The organism is Gordonia sp. PDNC005, from assembly GCF_016919385.1.
GTDB lineage: Bacteria > Actinomycetota > Actinomycetes > Mycobacteriales > Mycobacteriaceae > Gordonia.
Genome location: NZ_CP070351.1, coordinates 269,449 through 283,998, shown reverse-complemented (window position 1 = coordinate 283,998; position 14,550 = coordinate 269,449). Strand labels below are relative to the sequence as shown.

Sequence of the window (14,550 nt, the reverse complement as noted above, 5' to 3'; positions counted from 1 at the left end):
TGCTGTACAGCAGCAGTTATTCACCAGTTCTTGCGAGAATCGCACGCAACGCGTCTACATCAATGGTGTCTGCCAGATCCTGCAGGGTCACGCTCTGCAGACTTCCTCGCCAGGCCGCCTCCGCGCGCGCCATCACTGCAGCGACTCCGCACGGCGCGCGACAGTCGTCGGGCGCGCAGGCCAACTCTCCCCGCTGCCGGATCTCGGTGCATCGGAACGCCGGCTGCACTCCATCGATGGCCTGGACGACGTCGAGCACGGTGACGGCGGATGCGGCGCGGGTCAACGCATAGCCGCCGTCACGGCCTTCGACCGGGTACACGATGCCCGCCTTCGCCAACGACTGGAGATGTTTGGCGAGCGACGTCGCGGAGACGCCGTGGAGTTCGGCGAGCCGCGCCGCGGGAGTCGGCCGGTTCGCTTGACTCAGCACGACACAGCAGTGGATAGACCACTCGACGCCTGCCGACAGTTTCATGGCATCAATCTATCCGGAGCCCTCGTCAGGCTTGAGAGCGCAACCAATCGTCGTATGTGAGCTCGGACAGCCAGGCGCCGCCGGAAGGTGCAGGTGTGAGCGCGTCGTCGTCCAAACGCGCGCCGAAGTAGCCCGCGGCCCGGTCCACGATCACGCGGCGACTGTCGCCGGTGGCCGCGAAGTAGCGCCGCACTAGGTGATCGATGCCGATGCGTTCGGGTCCGGCGATCTCCACCCGACCGTCCGCGGCCGGTCCGACGACGATGTCGGAGAGCCGTTCGACGACCGCAGACGAGGCAAGCGGCTGCAGCGCTGCGTCGGTCACTCGGACGCCGTCGCCGGAGGCTCCAGCATCGGCGATGCCCGGAACAAATTCGAAGAACTGCGTCGACCGCACGATCGTGTAGGGCACCGTCCCGGTTTCGAGGGCGGCCTCCTGCGCGAGTTTGCCACGCATGTACCCCGAATCGGTGAGTCGATCGGCGCCGACGATCGACAGGATCACGTGGTGGCCGACTCCCGCGGCATCGGCTGCCCGTACAAGATTTGTCGACGAGTCGCGGAAGAAGGCGAGCACGTCCTCGTCCGCCCACGACGGCGAATTGGTGAGATCGACCGACACGTCGGCGCCGGCGAGCGCCTCCGCCAAACCCGCACCCGTCGTCGTGTCGATTCCGTCGTCTCGCCCGTAGGCGGTGGCGTCGACACCGCGTGCGGCGAGGCGGGTCGCCAGCTGTCGTCCGATCAATCCGTTGCCGATCACTGCGATCTTCATACCGTTCCCTTCAACTTGGATTACTAACATCCTAGTTATCTCAGATAAGGCCTTCCGGGTCAACGTCCGCCGATCCCACTCGGCGGGCATCCGACCTTCCGCGTCCGCCGTGGGGTGGTTTACCCTGTACTGAAACGTGTTCTAGTTTTGGCGGCGTCCGCCGAACGGAAGTCGAAGGGAAACACATGGCCACCGAAGAGTTCGACGTCATCGTCGTGGGAGCGGGCGGGGCAGGCTTGGCAGCCGCGCTCACCGCGAAGACGAAGGGCCTCAAGACCGTCCTGATCGAGAAGTCGCCGTACTGGGGCGGCTCCACCTCCCGTTCCGGCGGCGGCGTCTGGATCCCGAACAACAGTGTCCTCAAGCGCGACGGCGTCGAGGACACCGTCGACGCGGCCCGCACCTACGTGCACTCGATCATCGGCGAGCATGCACCCGCCGACCGCATCGACGCCTACATCGACCGTGGTCCAGAAGCGCTCGACTATCTGATGGCGAACTCCCCGCTGAACCTGGAATGGGTCAAGGGATACTCGGACTACTACCCGGAGGCGCCTGGCGGACGCGTCGGTGGACGCAGCGTGGAGCCGCGCCCGTTCGACGCCCGCCTCCTGGGCGACGACCTCGCGACGCTGCACCCGCAGTACACCAAGGCGCCCCTCAACATGGTGGTGCTGCAGAGTGACTACAAGTGGATGAATGTGGGCATGCGCCACTGGCGCGGCATCGCCAAGATGGCGAAGGTCGCCGGGCGTTTCACCTGGTCCAAGAGCCGCAACAAGAAGATGATCGCGATGGGCGCGGCGCTCGCCGCCGAGCTCCTGATCGGCTGCCGCAAAGCGGGCGTCGACATCCGACTGAGCACTCCGCTCACCGGCCTGATCGTCGAGGACGGGAAGGTCGTCGGCGCAAAGATCGAGTCCGACGGCGCGCCCGCCGAGATCCGCGCGAAGTACGGCGTGATCATGGCCAGCGGAGGCTTCGACCACAACGCCGAGATGCGTGCGCAGTACCAGCGCGCACCGATCGGCACCGAGTGGACCACGGGCGCCGCGTCGAACACCGGCGACGGGATCCGCGCGGCGCTCGACGCAGGCGCCGACGTGTCACTGATGGACGACGCCTGGTGGGGCCCGACCATCCCGCTGCCCAAGGGCCCGTGGTTCGCGCTGTCCGAGCGCAATGTTCCGGGCACCTTCATGGTCAACGAGCACGGCGTGCGCTTCATGAACGAGTCCCTCCCCTACGTCGAGGCGGGCCACCAGATGTACGGCGGCGACTTCGGTCAAGGCGACGGCCCCGGCGCCAACATCCCGGCCTGGCTCGTGATGGACCAGCGCTGCCGCAACCGCTATCTCTTCGCCGGACTGCCCGCACGGCAGCCGATCCCGCGCAGCTGGCTGGAGTCGGGTGTGATCGTCAAGGCGAGCACCATCGCTGAGTTGGCCGAGAAGATGGGCGTCCCGGTGGACGCGCTGACGGCCACCACCGAGCGCTTCAACGGCTTCGCCCGCAGCGGTGTCGACAGCGAATTCGGTCGCGGCGTCAGCGGTTACGACAACTACTACGGCGACCCGACCAACAAGCCGAACCCGAACCTCGGCGTTGTCGACAAGGCCCCGTTCTACGCCGTCAAGATGGTTCCGGGCGACCTCGGAACCAAGGGCGGAATCGACACCGACGTCGCCGGACGCGCACTGCGCGCCGACGGCAGCGTCATCGACGGCCTGTACGCCGCGGGCAACACCAGCGCGCCGGTCATGGGCCACACGTACGCCGGCCCCGGCGCCACCATCGGACCCGCCATGGTCTTCGGATACCTAGCCGCCCTCGACGCCGCCGACAAGGCGCGCCAGGGCGACGTCACTCACGCAGGAGCCTGACATGCCCATCGATCCCTCCATCGCTCTCGGCGCCGATCTCGGCGAGCAGTCGTTCTCGTGGACCGCTCGTGAGATCGCGTCGTACAACCTCGCCGTCGGCGCGGCCGCCGACCCCATGGACGTCGTCGGACTGCAGTACGTGGACGACGCGGCCCCCAAGTCGCTGCCGTCGTTCGCGACGGTCGCCGCGAACTTCTTCGCCACCGAGGCGCCGAAGGTCGTGTTCCCGGGCGTCGACATCAACCTCGCGAAGGTCGTGCACGGCAGCCAGCAGGTCCGCGTGCACAGGCCGATCCCCGCGGCAGGCTCCGCGACCACCCGCACTCGGATCTCCGAACTGCAGGACAAGGGTTCGGCCGCCGTCATCGTTCAGGAGGCCGTGACCGTCGACGAATCCGGTGAGCCCTTGTGGACCACCCGTTCGTCGATCTTCGCCAAAGGTGAGGGCGGCTTCGGCGGCGAGCGCGGAACGTCGAACCGGGTCGACTACCCCGACCGCGAGCCCGACCACGTGATCACCGTGCCGACCCTGCCCCAACAGGCCCTGTTGTACCGCCTGTGCGGCGACCGGAATCCGCTCCACAGCGATCCTGCATTCGCCGAAGGTGCGGGGTTCCCGCGACCGATCCTGCACGGTCTGTGCACCTACGGCACAGTTTGTCGCGCCGTCATCGACGCCGTGTACGGCGGCGATGCGACTAAGGTGGTCGATTACTCGGTGACCTTCGCGGGTGTGGTGTTCCCCGGCGAGACACTTCGGATCGAAGCCTGGGAAGATGGCGATCGACTGCTCGCGACAACCAGCGTCGTCGAACGTGACGGCGCGGCTGCCCTGGGCAACGTCATCTTCAGCACTGTCTAGTTGAAAGGACTTGCATGTCCACGTCTCTGCTTCCTGTTCTCGACGACAACCGTGAGGCCATGGCCGCCGATTTCGCCGATGTGATCGATGCGGAGGTGAAGAAGCAGTCGGGCCTGTCCGGCACGACGCTGAAGGCCGCGTACGGTGCGGCGCAGAAGTTCAAGCCGGGCGTGGTGGTCGGTGCGACCAACAAGATGCTCCCCGAGTTCCTGACGGCGCTCTCACCGCTGTGGGACTCGAAGCCCGCAGGCACCGCGTTCGGCGCGCATCTGGCGGCGAACAGCGACGCCGCCACCGAGGCGCTCCTCGCAGTGACCGACAGCCGTACCGAGTCGGCTCCCGCGGCCCTGTCGAAGGCTTACAAGGCCGTTCGCGGCAAGGCGAAGAACTATGTGGTCGAGGCGCTCCCCGCGGTGGGCGGCGTCATCGAGAAGTACGCGGGCTGACCCACACGGTCACTCCCGTTTCAGGCGCCGCTCGAAGCTCTGTGCTTCGGGCGGCGTCTGCCGTAATGTCAGTTATGGTCAGGCAGCGCTGGTGACGATGATCAGGAGTGCGGCGATCACGCCGATCACTCCGGCCAACAGAATCAACACTCGCCCGATGTGGAGACGCGCATTCTCGATCCGCGCCGATGATGCGACCTGCTGTGCAGCCATGATGATCCACTTCCACTCATGTTCGGCTCTACGATCCGTGTTACTACAGTTACACAAGTTACAAATGAAACAGGTGAAGTGATGGTGCGTGTCGACGATCGAACAGATGACAAGTCGATGACGTTCCGGACTGCGTGGCTGATCCTGATCGCCTGCAGTGCGGTGAGCCTGGTCGTCGCCGCCATGGCCGCCCTCAACACCGCCTTGCCCGGCATCGCCGCCGACACCGGATCGACCAATTCACAGATGACGTGGATCCTCGACAGCTACACCCTGGTGCTCGCCGCCCTCCTGCTTCCGGCAGGCGCGATCGGTGACCGATTCGGTCGCCGCGGAGTTCTGCTCGTCGGACTCGTGATCTTCGGGATCGGCTCCCTGGCGGCGATCTGGGTGGACAGTCCCACCGAATTGATCGCGACGCGCATCGTCGCAGGTGCAGGCGCCGCCCTCATCATGCCGACGACATTGTCGCTGATCACCGCGGGTGTGCCACGCGAGCGTCGCGCCGTCGCAATCAGCATCTGGGCGGCAGTCGCGGGTGCGGGCGCGATCGCAGGCTTTTTCGTCACCGGGGTGCTGCTCAACTTCTTCCACTGGCACTCCGTGTTCATCACGTTCGCGATCTCGACCACCGCGGTCCTCGCGCTGACGTTCACCATCGGGTCGTCCAAAGACGAGAATCCCGGCCGGTTCGACATCGTCGGCTCCCTCACCTCGATGGCCGCCGTCGCGGGTGTGGTGTTCGGTCTTCTCGAAGCACCGCACCGCGGATGGGCCGATCCCCTGATCCTCGTCTGCCTGATCGGCGGAGTCGCACTCGTCGCGGTGTTCATCGTCGTCGAACACCGACGGGCCGATCCCCTGCTCGACGTCGACCTGTTCCGGAACCGCGCGTTCGCCTCCGGTTCACTGTCGGTGGGCCTGCAGTTCCTGGCGTCGTTCGGGGTATTCTTCCTCGTCCTCCAGCAGCTCCAGCTGGTGTTCGGGTACTCGCCGCTCAAATCCGCCGTCGCCCTGTTCCCGATGGTGGCGGGCGTCGGAGTCTTCGCGATGATCGGCAACTGGGTGGCGGTGCGGTATTCGCTGAAGTTCGTGCTCGGCGTCGGCGTGGCGATCGCCGCGCTCGGTGTGCTGCTTCTCGGAATCGTCGATACGGACGAGTACTGGAAGGTCGGCGCACTGCTCGGCGTCTGCGCGATCGGCATCGGTCTCGCGACGGCTCCGTCGACCACCGCGATCATGTCGAACACTCCGCTCGACAATCAGGGCGTCGGCTCTGCCGTGAACGACACCGCACGCGAACTCGGCGCAGCCATCGGCATCGCCCTCGCAGGCAGCATCATGGCCGCAGGCTATGAGGAGCGGATCGGCGCGACGGCAGACGCAGCGAAGGCCCAGATCGGCATGCAGGACCCCGCGGCCGCCAGTGCCGCCGAGGAGGCGATCCGCGGGTCGCTCGCGGGCGCGGTCAAGGTGAGCGAGAGCCTGCCGCCTGAAGGTGCACGTCTGGCCGAAGCGATCACGTCGGGCGCGCAGGCGGCGTTCCTGCCACCGATGCAGACCGCATGTCTGGTGCTCGGCGGCGTCCTCGCCGCGGGCGCGGTGTTCCTCGGATGGTTCACACCGCGCGATCTCGACGCGGCAGCCCCGCCCGAGGCATGACCATGCCCCGCATCGAGTCCTGGTCGCACCGCGTGGGCGAGGAATCCGTCCTCGTCTATCCGGACGGCTGCATGGACCTCGTGTGGGACGACGACGGCGTCTGGGTTGCCGGCGCCGACACCGGCCCTCGGGCCGTGACTCGCAAAGCCGGTTCGCAGATCTCCGGCATCCGCTTCGCCCCAGGGCTGCTGCCCTCGCTGCTCGGTGTCCCCGCCGACGAACTCACCGACTCGGTGGTGCCCCTCGCCGATGTCGGGCCGTCTCTCGTCCGATCGCTCGGCACTCCCGAGCGCGCCCGCCTGACGGCATCACGGCTGGACGTCGATCGATGGGTGACGCCCACGGTCCAGGCTCTGGTCTCGGGTGCTTCGGTCGCCGATGTGGCCGATCGCCTAGGACTCACCGAACGGACGCTGCACCGGAGAGCCGTCGCAGCGTTCGGGTACGGTCCGCGTCGGCTCCAAGTGATTCTGCGGGCGGACCGCGCCATCGATCTGGTGCGGACCGGCGTCGACCTGTCCGACGCTGCGGCGACCGCCGGATACGCCGACTACCCGCACCTGTACCGCGACATCGTCCGGCTCACGGGTCGTCGGCCGGCACAGTTCAGGCCTGGGCAGTCTCGTCAGAGGCCGGCGTAGAGGTCCACCTCGTTGCCGTTGGGGTCGCGGACCGTGGCGTACCGCTGGCCCCACGGCGCGTCGAACGGCGCCCTGGCCACCTCACCACCGCGTTCCGCGGCCTTCGCCGCGACGGCGTCCACCTCGGCGGGAGTCGAGCACTCGAACGCCAGGCTCATCGCCGACGACCCCGGCGCCGATCGTGTCCACGCCGGATCGAACGACATGATCGTCGACACCGGGTCGAACAGGACGCGGAAGCCGCCGAGATCCACCTCGACATGCGGCGCATCGGCCGGGGTCTCGGGAATGTCCAGCCCGAGCAGCCGGTAGAAGTCGAGAGAGATCAACAGGTCGTCGCAGACGATGCTGATCGCGTTCAGTCGCGGTGAAGAAGTCATGACACTCACGCTATGTGCGCCGGCGTCGACTGTCATGAACGTTTCGGACACCGTGTTTCGAATCGTGCCGAGATCTTCCTCCAGTTCGGCGTCGCGAACTGCGCACCGTTGCGCGCCACAGCCCGAGGCAACATGATGAGTGAGTGCGAATCCCCCTCCTGAAGTCCAAGCAGCCCGATGTCGACGGTCTGGTGATCGCGGTGACGGGCGCGGCACGCGGGATCGGGCTCGCGACGGCCCGGCGTCTCGCCGCCGGCGGAGCGCGAGTCGCGATCGGTGATCTCGACGCGGACTCCGCCACAGCGGCCGCGTCCACGGTGCCCGGAGGTCGCGGCTATCGGCTCGACGTGACCGACGACGAGTCGTTCGCCGCATTCCTCACCGCGGTCGCCACCGATCTGGGACCGGTCGACGTGCTCGTCAACAACGCGGGAGTGATGTGGGTGGGCTCGTTCGACGACGAGCCGACGTCCGCATCGGAGGCGATGGTCGCAGTCAATCTGCTCGGAGTGATCCGCGGCGTGCGCCTCGCCGCCCCGGCCATGCGGACCCGAGGCCGTGGACAGATCATCACCATCGCGTCGTCGGCGTCCCGCCTCGCGCCGCCCGGAATGTCGACCTACGCCGCCACCAAGCACGGGGTGCTCGGCTACCTCACCGGCGTCCGGGAGGAACTCCGCCGCAGTGGCGTCACGTTGACCATCGTGATGCCGACCGTCGTGGACACCGAACTCGCCACCGGCGCGGCGACAGGTTCGGTCGCCCTACTCCAGCCCGACGACGTTGCGGACGCCGTGCTCGCAGCTCTCGGCACCCGCCGCTTCCACGTGTGGGTGCCGGGGAAGATCAGCCCGCTCATCGCGATCAGCGGCATCCTGCCGCAGCCGTTGCGCGATCGAATGATGCGTTTCGCCGTGCCGGATCAGGTCGAGGCGGTTTCCGGGTCCAACGCGAGGGACGCGTACGAACGCTCCGTCACCAGACAGCGGGATTGATTCGCACCAGTTCGTGCGCGACATATTTGCTACTTGTACCTGCATATTATTCTGTCAGCAGTTTTGCTGTTGACGCCCGGTTAGCGGACATCCCACCCACCGAGGGCGTTCTCGCCGGTGCATCGGACCGCACACTGTGACGTGCGGCGACACGCGAAGTACAACCAAATGCGCCACGACTCGTGACTCATGTGCGTTGACTCACCCGCATACGCTAGCCTCTTCGCATTCACGACGTTTTTTTGCGAGGAGAGCCATAAATATGGGCCAACACACCACCGCACCCCAGAAAGGGTTGCGCGCAGGTCTCGCAATCGCGCTCGTCGTCGGACTCTGCGGCGGCGCCTACGCCGTCTGGGATGCCAAGCACGGCGAGTGCGGCGACGTCAGCACGATCTCGGTCATCGTCGAGGGCGACCTCGGGGGATACGTCACCCAGCTCGCCGACCAGGCGGAGAAGAACAACTGCATCGATTACACCGTCGAAGCCGTTCCCGCCAGCCACGTCAACGACAGGCTCACTCAGGCCGAAGCGCCTGACATCTGGGTTGCGGAGTCGCCGACTCGGGTCCGCCAGGTGGCCAACACGCTCGGGCGCAAGTGGTCGGACATCGGCCCATCGCTCGGCACCTCACCCGTCGTCATCGCGGGCCACCAACTCCCGGACCTGCCGTCGTGGTCGAAGGTCCTCACGATGCCCGCATTGCGGGTCGACCCGCCCGCCAAGAGCGACGTCAGCAACGCCGCCGTCGTCGGAGCGCTGGCGGAGATGTCATCCGGCTCGATGACCCACCAACAGCTCATCGACACCCTGACGATGCGCGCTCTCCGCATGAACGACGAGGACGGGGCGCCGGACCTCAAGGCGATGGCCGCGAGTGACAAACCGTCCCTCGCCCTCACCACCGAACGAGTGTTCGCGGCCTTCAAAGCGGCAGAGCCCGACGCCGCGATCAACGCGGCTGTGCCGCAGTCCGGCACCGTGGCCCTCGACTACCGCATCGCGAACGTCGCACAGGGCGACCGCGAGGCGCCTGCCGACGACGCCATCGTCGCCCTCACCTCTGTCTTGCAGACCGACGAGGGCAAGAAGATCCGCGAGTCCGAGAACATCAGGCCCGCCGACAGTTCTCCCCTGCCCGACAACCGCGGTGTCGGGAACGCCAACATCATCGTTCCGCCGAACCGCCAGCTCGTCGACAACATCCAGCGCAAGTGGACCGCGCTGACCTTGCCGATCCGTGCGCTCGTGGTCCAGGACGTGTCCGGCTCGATGAAACAGGACGCGGGCGGCAAGTCACGCGCCGAACTGCTTCGCGACGCGTCGGTGTTCGGACTGTCGAAGTTCCCGCGCAACACGTCCCTCGGCTACTGGGAGTTCAGCAGTGACCGCGGCGGCGAAGGCATCCCCTATCGCGAGGTCGTGCCGATCGGTCCGGTGCTCGGAACCACTGACGGCAAGTCGAACAAGGATCTCCTCGCAGCGGCGATCGACAACAGTCTGTCGAATCTGCACGGCGGCACCGGCCTGTACGACACCGCGCTCGCATCGTTCAAAAAGGTGTACGAGACATACGACCCGGCGTACTCGAACAGCGTCATCCTCATGACCGACGGCCGGAACGAGGACGGCAACAGCATCACGCTGGAGCAACTGGTGTCCGAGCTCAACATCATGAAGAACCCGGCCAGGCGAATCCCGATCATCACCGTCGGCATCTCGAAGGACGCCGACGTGAACGCACTGAAGAAGATCTCCGACGCCACCGGCGGCAGCTCCTTCATCGCACTCGACCCGAAGGACATCGGCGCCATCCTGCTCCGCGCGGTGTCGTACCGCGTCGAAGGCGCCTGACGGCCCGTGAATCCGTCACGCATTGATCCGACCATCGGCTGACAGGCGCCATCTTTCGGCGAAACGGTGACGGATCTCAGCGCGGATGCACAGCTCAGGACACCGCCCATCCGCAATGCCCTGACCACTGCTTAGTCAGCGGAGGGCTCCGCCAGCCAGCCGTGCCTGATCGGCAGCAGTGAACCTTCTGCGATCAGACGATCGAGCTCGCGTCGCCCAATGACATCAAGCAGCCTTCCCCGTTTGACCACCCCCGAGTCCATTCCCCGATGATGCGCTCATAGCACCTAATGCTTGCGTTAATTCGTAAATCGAACACTAGGGGGGGGCGTCCGACCGATGACAATCGAGAATCTCATTCGGTTCCGTGACGGTTCTACGCAGATAATGAGATGCGGACGCCCTGGGAGCCCGGGTACCGTACTGGTCGTGGAGTTGCTTGCGATCGAGGATGTCTAGCCCGCCGAACCCCGGCGGGCACACCACAGTCCGATGAACGAACGGCCGTCTGTCGACGGCCCGCCTGGCTGTGTGTCCGATGCTCTCTTTCCATCCGCGCCCAGGGCCGCCCCTCCGGCGCTCGACGAATCGAGTCGTCTCCACATGTCTGCACCCCAGAATTCTGCCGTCACCCTGCGTGATCTCTCCTTCGCATGGCCGGACGGCGCCATCGCCCTGTCGCACGTCGACGGGACGTTCGCCCAAGGCCGCACCGGCCTCGTCGGCCGCAACGGCTCCGGCAAGTCCACGCTGCTCCGGCTGATCGCCGGGCTGCTCACTCCGACAGCCGGGCGCATCGACACCGCGGGCGACGTCGGCTATCTGCCCCAGACCCTCACACTCACCACGGAGACGACCGTGGCCGAGCTCCTCGGCATCAACCGCACGCTCGCCGCGCTGCGGGCCATCGAAGCCGGCGAAGTCGACGAGGTCCACTTCGAGACCGTCGGCGACGACTGGGACATCGAGGCCCGTGCCGCGCAGGCTCTCGACCGGATCGGGTTCAGCTCCGATGACCTCGACCGCCGAGTCGCCGAGGTGTCGGGAGGTGAGGCGATGCTCATCGCGGTCACCGGGCTCGCCCTGCGGCGCACTCCGATCACCCTGCTCGACGAACCGACGAACAACCTCGACCGTCCCACTCGCGCGAAGCTCGCCGCGATGGTCGACGACTGGCCCGGCACGCTGATCGTCGTCAGCCACGACCTGGAACTCCTCGACCACATGGACTCCACCGCGGAGCTCTACAACGGTGAGGTGACCGTCTTCGGCGGACCGTACAGCGAGTGGCGTGCACATCTGGACGCGGAGCAGGCCGCCGCGGAGCAGGCGGCACGCACGGCACAGCAGACCCTCAAAGCCGAGAAACGGCAGAGAGTCGAAGCCGAGACACGATTGGCTCACCGCGCGAAGGTCGGCAAGAAGGCGCAGGTCGACGGCGGACTGCCGAAGATCCTCGCCGGTGCCCGTAAGCGCCGCGCACAGGAGTCGGCGGGTGCATTGCGGACGACCCTGGACGACAAGATCGCCGACGCTCAAGCCGCCGCCGACTCCGCCGACGCCCGCATTCGCGACGACGACCACATCTCACTGGTGCTGCCCGCCCCGGATCTGCCACGGAGCCGACGTCTGGCCGAGTTCACCGGCGCCGACTCCACCGCTTCCGGGACGGTTGTCATCGCGGGCCCCGAGCGTGTTGCGATCGTCGGGCCGAACGGCTCCGGCAAGACCACGCTGCTCACCCAATTGGTCTCGGGTGCCGAACCCGACGGCGGACGTGCGTCGGGGCGACTGCTCACGTCGTCGTTCGGCTACCTTCCGCAGCGGCTCGACGGCCTCGACGATGCGGCGAGCGCGATGGCGAACGTCCAAGCGGTGGCCCCGGGCGTTGAACCGGGGGACGTCCGAAACCGTCTCGCTCGGCTGCTCATCCGAGGCGCGGCCGTCGACCGGCCCGTGTCCACGCTCTCCGGAGGAGAACGATTCCGGGCGTCGCTCGCGACTCTGTTGTTCGCCGAACCGCCGAGTCAGCTGTTGATCTTCGACGAGCCGACCAACAACCTCGACGTCGCGAGCGTCGAACACCTGGCGGAGGCCCTCGACGCCTACCGCGGGGCGCTGATCGTCGTGAGCCACGACGTCGGTTTCCTCCGACGAATCGGCGTCGACACCGTCATCGAGCTTGGACTCGACGGCTCACTCACCCAGCGCGCGGAGCTCCCCGAGTAGTTCTCGAGGCACAAACGCATCAGGCGTCGATTCCCGCTCACGAGATATCTGCGAGCGGGAATCGACGCCTGGGGCGTGAAAGCGGTGTCAGCCGGGAAGACCGGGGATGGTCGACAACTCCGGAAGGTTCATCCCGATCTGATCGCGGCAGAACGAGCCGGTCGCGGCGCCGACGATGATCGCGCCCTGCCCGGCATCCTTGCCTTCGATGTGCTGAGCCACCTCGAGAACGGACTTGCCCGCCTTGAGGTCCGCACATGCCTGCTCGCCCACGGCGACGGCTTCGTCGTCGTTGGAGAAGGTGATGTTGGAAGCCTCGAGCGCCTTGAGGTACGCGGCGCGCTCGGTCGAGTCCGACGACGAACCGTCGTCACCGCACGCTCCGAGAAACGCCGCTCCGGCGATCACCGGGGCGATGAAGAGCAGTCGTGCACGCATGGAGGTTGTCCGATCTGTAGGAGGCGTGACGAGAGTACCGGGCGCCGGTCAGGACACCGGGACCGCGTCAGCCGCCGTGGCCTTGGCCCACTTGTAGTCGGCCTTGCCCGCCGGGGTGCGCTTGACCTCGTCGACGAAGACCACCGTGCGCGGAACCTTGTATCGGGCCAGTGTCTGACGGCAGTGCTCCTGCACGTCCTCCAGGGTCGGCTCGTCGAAGCCGGGGTTCAGCGACGCGACAGCCGCCACTCGCTGGCCGTACTTCGGGTCGGGCGCCGGGACGACGAGCGCGTCGGCGATCGCCGGGTGACCGTGCAGCGCACCCTCGACCTCTTCGGCGTACACCTTCTCACCACCGGTGTTGATGCACTGGCTGCCACGACCGAGGAAGATGATGCTGCCGTCCTCCCGGACATAACCCATGTCGCCGAGCACCGAGATGCGTGTGCCGTCCTCGAGGGTCGGGAACGTGCGGGCGGTCTTCTCCGGGTCCTTGTAGTACCCGAGCGGGATGTTGCCGATGCGGGCGATGTGGCCGACCTCGCCGGGTGTGGTGATCCGGTTGAACTGCTCGTCGACGACCATCATGCGGTCGGTCGGCGGCACCATGAGGTTGCCGTTCTCGTCCATCTTGATCTCGCCGTCGTTGCCCGACTCCGACGCTCCGAAGTTGTCGCGCAGCAGCAGTTCCGGCTTCACGGCCAGCATGCGGTCGCGGACGCTCTGGCTCCACAGCGCGCCACCCGAGGTGATCGAGAACAGCGTCGAGAAGTCGGCGGTGTCCTTCTGCTTCTCCATCTCGTCGGCGAGCGGCATGCCCATCGCGTCGCCCACGATGAGGATCATCTGAGTCTTGTCTCGGCCGATGTTGCGGATCATCTTCTCGGCGTCGAAGTCGCGCTCGAGGATCAGGCGGCTGCCGAGCGAGATGAACGTGAACAGCGAGTACGACGCTGCGCCGTGCATGAGCGGGGCGGCGATGAGGAACGACATCGACGGGAAGTTCTGCACCTCACGCGCGAGTTCTTCCAAGTCGGCGCGCGGCGGACCGTACGGGTTGCCACCCGAGATCGGCTTGCGGAAGAAGTCGTCGTGCTGCCACATGACACCCTTCGGATACCCGGTGGTGCCACCCGTGTAGATCATGTAGATCTCTTCGCCGTTGCGGGCGTCGAAATCGCGCGCGGACTGCTGGTTCTTGTAGCCGTCGAAGTCGACGATCTCAACAGTGCGACCCTCGAGGGCGGCGGCGGCCTCGGTCAGTTCGTCGACGACGTCGCCGATCACGAACACCGTGCGCAGCAGCGGCAGCTTCACCATCAGCTCGGCGACACTGCGCTGGTGCTCCGGAAGTTCAACGACGATCGCCGCCGAGTCGGAGTTGTCGAAGATGTACTCGAGTTCGGCGTCGGTGTAGCGGTAGTTCACGTTCACCGGCACTGCGCGGATCTTGATCAGACCGAGCAGCGACGTCACGTGCTCGACGCTGTTCTTCAGGTACAGGGCGACGTTGTCGTCCTTGCCGACACCGTGTGCGGCGAAGTTGTGCGCCACCTGGTTGGCCAGCCCGTCCAGCTCCGCGTAGGTGATGTCGGTGCCGTCCCACGTGAGGACCACACGCTCGGGAACGGCGTCCGCAACGGTCTCGAAGACGTCTGCGAGGTTGAACTTCATCTTTCTAGATCTCCTTGGG

General features: G+C 66.4%; 14 protein-coding genes. 8 read left to right on the top strand and 6 right to left on the bottom strand.

Features of this window, described 5'->3' with window-relative positions; translation table 11 throughout:
- Nucleotides 1–16 precede the first annotated feature (16 nt).
- Nucleotides 17–478, bottom strand: a complete 462-nt coding sequence (locus JVX90_RS01435; RefSeq protein WP_205330713.1) for an Rrf2 family transcriptional regulator — start codon at nt 476–478, stop codon at nt 17–19.
- Between the two features lie 25 nt (nt 479–503).
- Nucleotides 504–1,253, bottom strand: coding sequence for an NAD(P)H-binding protein (locus JVX90_RS01430; RefSeq protein ID WP_205330712.1), 750 nt, complete (start codon nt 1,251–1,253; stop codon nt 504–506).
- Between the two features lie 185 nt (nt 1,254–1,438).
- Between JVX90_RS01430 and kstD the strand changes: the two genes are divergently transcribed.
- Genes kstD through JVX90_RS01415 form a run of 3 tightly spaced genes read left to right on the top strand, consistent with a single transcriptional unit; the run spans nt 1,439 to nt 4,444 of the window.
- Nucleotides 1,439–3,136 (top strand): 3-oxosteroid 1-dehydrogenase, encoded by a 1,698-nt coding sequence (kstD, locus tag JVX90_RS01425; protein WP_205330711.1) that lies wholly within the window; start codon nt 1,439–1,441, stop codon nt 3,134–3,136.
- A gap of 1 nt (nt 3,137) precedes the next feature.
- Entirely contained in the window at nt 3,138–3,998 is an 861-nt protein-coding gene (locus JVX90_RS01420; protein ID WP_205330710.1) for a MaoC/PaaZ C-terminal domain-containing protein, read from the top strand.
- 14 nt (nt 3,999–4,012) lie between these two features.
- Nucleotides 4,013–4,444, top strand: coding sequence for a hypothetical protein (locus JVX90_RS01415; RefSeq protein ID WP_008378601.1), 432 nt, complete (start codon nt 4,013–4,015; stop codon nt 4,442–4,444).
- A gap of 78 nt (nt 4,445–4,522) precedes the next feature.
- On the opposite strand, the gene JVX90_RS20660 is transcribed toward JVX90_RS01415, so the two are convergent.
- Nucleotides 4,523–4,657 (bottom strand): hypothetical protein, encoded by a 135-nt coding sequence (locus JVX90_RS20660; RefSeq protein ID WP_275889936.1) that lies wholly within the window; start codon nt 4,655–4,657, stop codon nt 4,523–4,525.
- A gap of 117 nt (nt 4,658–4,774) precedes the next feature.
- Between JVX90_RS20660 and JVX90_RS01410 the strand changes: the two genes are divergently transcribed.
- Both JVX90_RS01410 and JVX90_RS01405 read left to right on the top strand, forming a co-directional pair.
- Nucleotides 4,775–6,319: an MFS transporter gene (locus tag JVX90_RS01410; protein ID WP_205330709.1), complete on the top strand. Its 1,545-nt coding sequence runs from the start codon at nt 4,775–4,777 to the stop codon at nt 6,317–6,319.
- On the top strand, nt 6,316–6,960 hold the full coding sequence (locus tag JVX90_RS01405; protein WP_205330708.1) for a helix-turn-helix domain-containing protein: 645 nt from the start codon (nt 6,316–6,318) through the stop codon (nt 6,958–6,960). Before JVX90_RS01410 ends, JVX90_RS01405 begins: the two co-directional genes overlap by 4 nt.
- Here JVX90_RS01405 and JVX90_RS01400 read toward each other — a convergent pair.
- Nucleotides 6,945–7,340 carry a VOC family protein gene (locus JVX90_RS01400; protein ID WP_205330707.1) on the bottom strand — a complete coding sequence of 132 codons (396 nt, stop codon included), beginning with the start codon at nt 7,338–7,340 and terminating at the stop codon, nt 6,945–6,947. The genes JVX90_RS01405 and JVX90_RS01400 overlap by 16 nt on opposite strands.
- A gap of 143 nt (nt 7,341–7,483) precedes the next feature.
- Here JVX90_RS01400 and JVX90_RS01395 point away from each other — a divergent pair, with 143 nt between their 5' ends.
- The 3 genes from JVX90_RS01395 to JVX90_RS01385 all read left to right on the top strand — a co-directional run bounded on the left by JVX90_RS01395 (nt 7,484) and on the right by JVX90_RS01385 (nt 12,419).
- The gene (locus tag JVX90_RS01395) at nt 7,484–8,335 is read left to right on the top strand and encodes an SDR family oxidoreductase (protein WP_205330706.1); all 852 of its coding nucleotides are present in this window, start codon (nt 7,484–7,486) and stop codon (nt 8,333–8,335) included.
- A gap of 262 nt (nt 8,336–8,597) precedes the next feature.
- The gene (locus tag JVX90_RS01390; protein ID WP_205330705.1) at nt 8,598–10,190 is read left to right on the top strand and encodes a VWA domain-containing protein; all 1,593 of its coding nucleotides are present in this window, start codon (nt 8,598–8,600) and stop codon (nt 10,188–10,190) included.
- Nucleotides 10,191–10,793: 603 nt separating this feature from the next.
- The gene (locus tag JVX90_RS01385; RefSeq protein ID WP_205330704.1) at nt 10,794–12,419 is read left to right on the top strand and encodes an ABC-F family ATP-binding cassette domain-containing protein; all 1,626 of its coding nucleotides are present in this window, start codon (nt 10,794–10,796) and stop codon (nt 12,417–12,419) included.
- Nucleotides 12,420–12,506: 87 nt separating this feature from the next.
- Here the strand turns inward: JVX90_RS01385 and JVX90_RS01380 are convergent, their stop codons facing one another.
- Together JVX90_RS01380 and JVX90_RS01375 are read right to left on the bottom strand one after the other, a co-directional pair.
- Nucleotides 12,507–12,857, bottom strand: a complete 351-nt coding sequence (locus JVX90_RS01380) for a DUF732 domain-containing protein (protein WP_205330703.1) — start codon at nt 12,855–12,857, stop codon at nt 12,507–12,509.
- A 48-nt stretch (nt 12,858–12,905) separates the two neighbouring features.
- A complete protein-coding gene (locus JVX90_RS01375) occupies nt 12,906–14,531 on the bottom strand; it encodes an AMP-binding protein (protein WP_205330702.1) in 1,626 nt (541 codons plus the stop codon).
- Nucleotides 14,532–14,550: the final 19 nt, after the last annotated feature.

Bases quoted from the DNA above. Each gene is read 5' to 3' on its own strand.
- JVX90_RS01435 (WP_205330713.1), bottom strand. From the start codon at position 478: ATGAAACTGTCGGCAGGCGTCGAGTGGTCTATCCACTGCTGTGTCGTG.
- JVX90_RS01430 (WP_205330712.1), bottom strand. From the start codon at position 1,253: ATGAAGATCGCAGTGATCGGCAACGGATTGATCGGACGACAGCTGGCG.
- kstD (WP_205330711.1), top strand. From the start codon at position 1,439: ATGGCCACCGAAGAGTTCGACGTCATCGTCGTGGGAGCGGGCGGGGCA.
- JVX90_RS01420 (WP_205330710.1), top strand. From the start codon at position 3,138: ATGCCCATCGATCCCTCCATCGCTCTCGGCGCCGATCTCGGCGAGCAG.
- JVX90_RS01415 (WP_008378601.1), top strand. From the start codon at position 4,013: ATGTCCACGTCTCTGCTTCCTGTTCTCGACGACAACCGTGAGGCCATG.
- JVX90_RS20660 (WP_275889936.1), bottom strand. From the start codon at position 4,657: ATGGCTGCACAGCAGGTCGCATCATCGGCGCGGATCGAGAATGCGCGT.
- JVX90_RS01410 (WP_205330709.1), top strand. From the start codon at position 4,775: ATGACGTTCCGGACTGCGTGGCTGATCCTGATCGCCTGCAGTGCGGTG.
- JVX90_RS01405 (WP_205330708.1), top strand. From the start codon at position 6,316: ATGACCATGCCCCGCATCGAGTCCTGGTCGCACCGCGTGGGCGAGGAA.
- JVX90_RS01400 (WP_205330707.1), bottom strand. From the start codon at position 7,340: ATGACTTCTTCACCGCGACTGAACGCGATCAGCATCGTCTGCGACGAC.
- JVX90_RS01390 (WP_205330705.1), top strand. From the start codon at position 8,598: ATGGGCCAACACACCACCGCACCCCAGAAAGGGTTGCGCGCAGGTCTC.
- JVX90_RS01385 (WP_205330704.1), top strand. From the start codon at position 10,794: ATGTCTGCACCCCAGAATTCTGCCGTCACCCTGCGTGATCTCTCCTTC.
- JVX90_RS01380 (WP_205330703.1), bottom strand. From the start codon at position 12,857: ATGCGTGCACGACTGCTCTTCATCGCCCCGGTGATCGCCGGAGCGGCG.
- JVX90_RS01375 (WP_205330702.1), bottom strand. From the start codon at position 14,531: ATGAAGTTCAACCTCGCAGACGTCTTCGAGACCGTTGCGGACGCCGTT.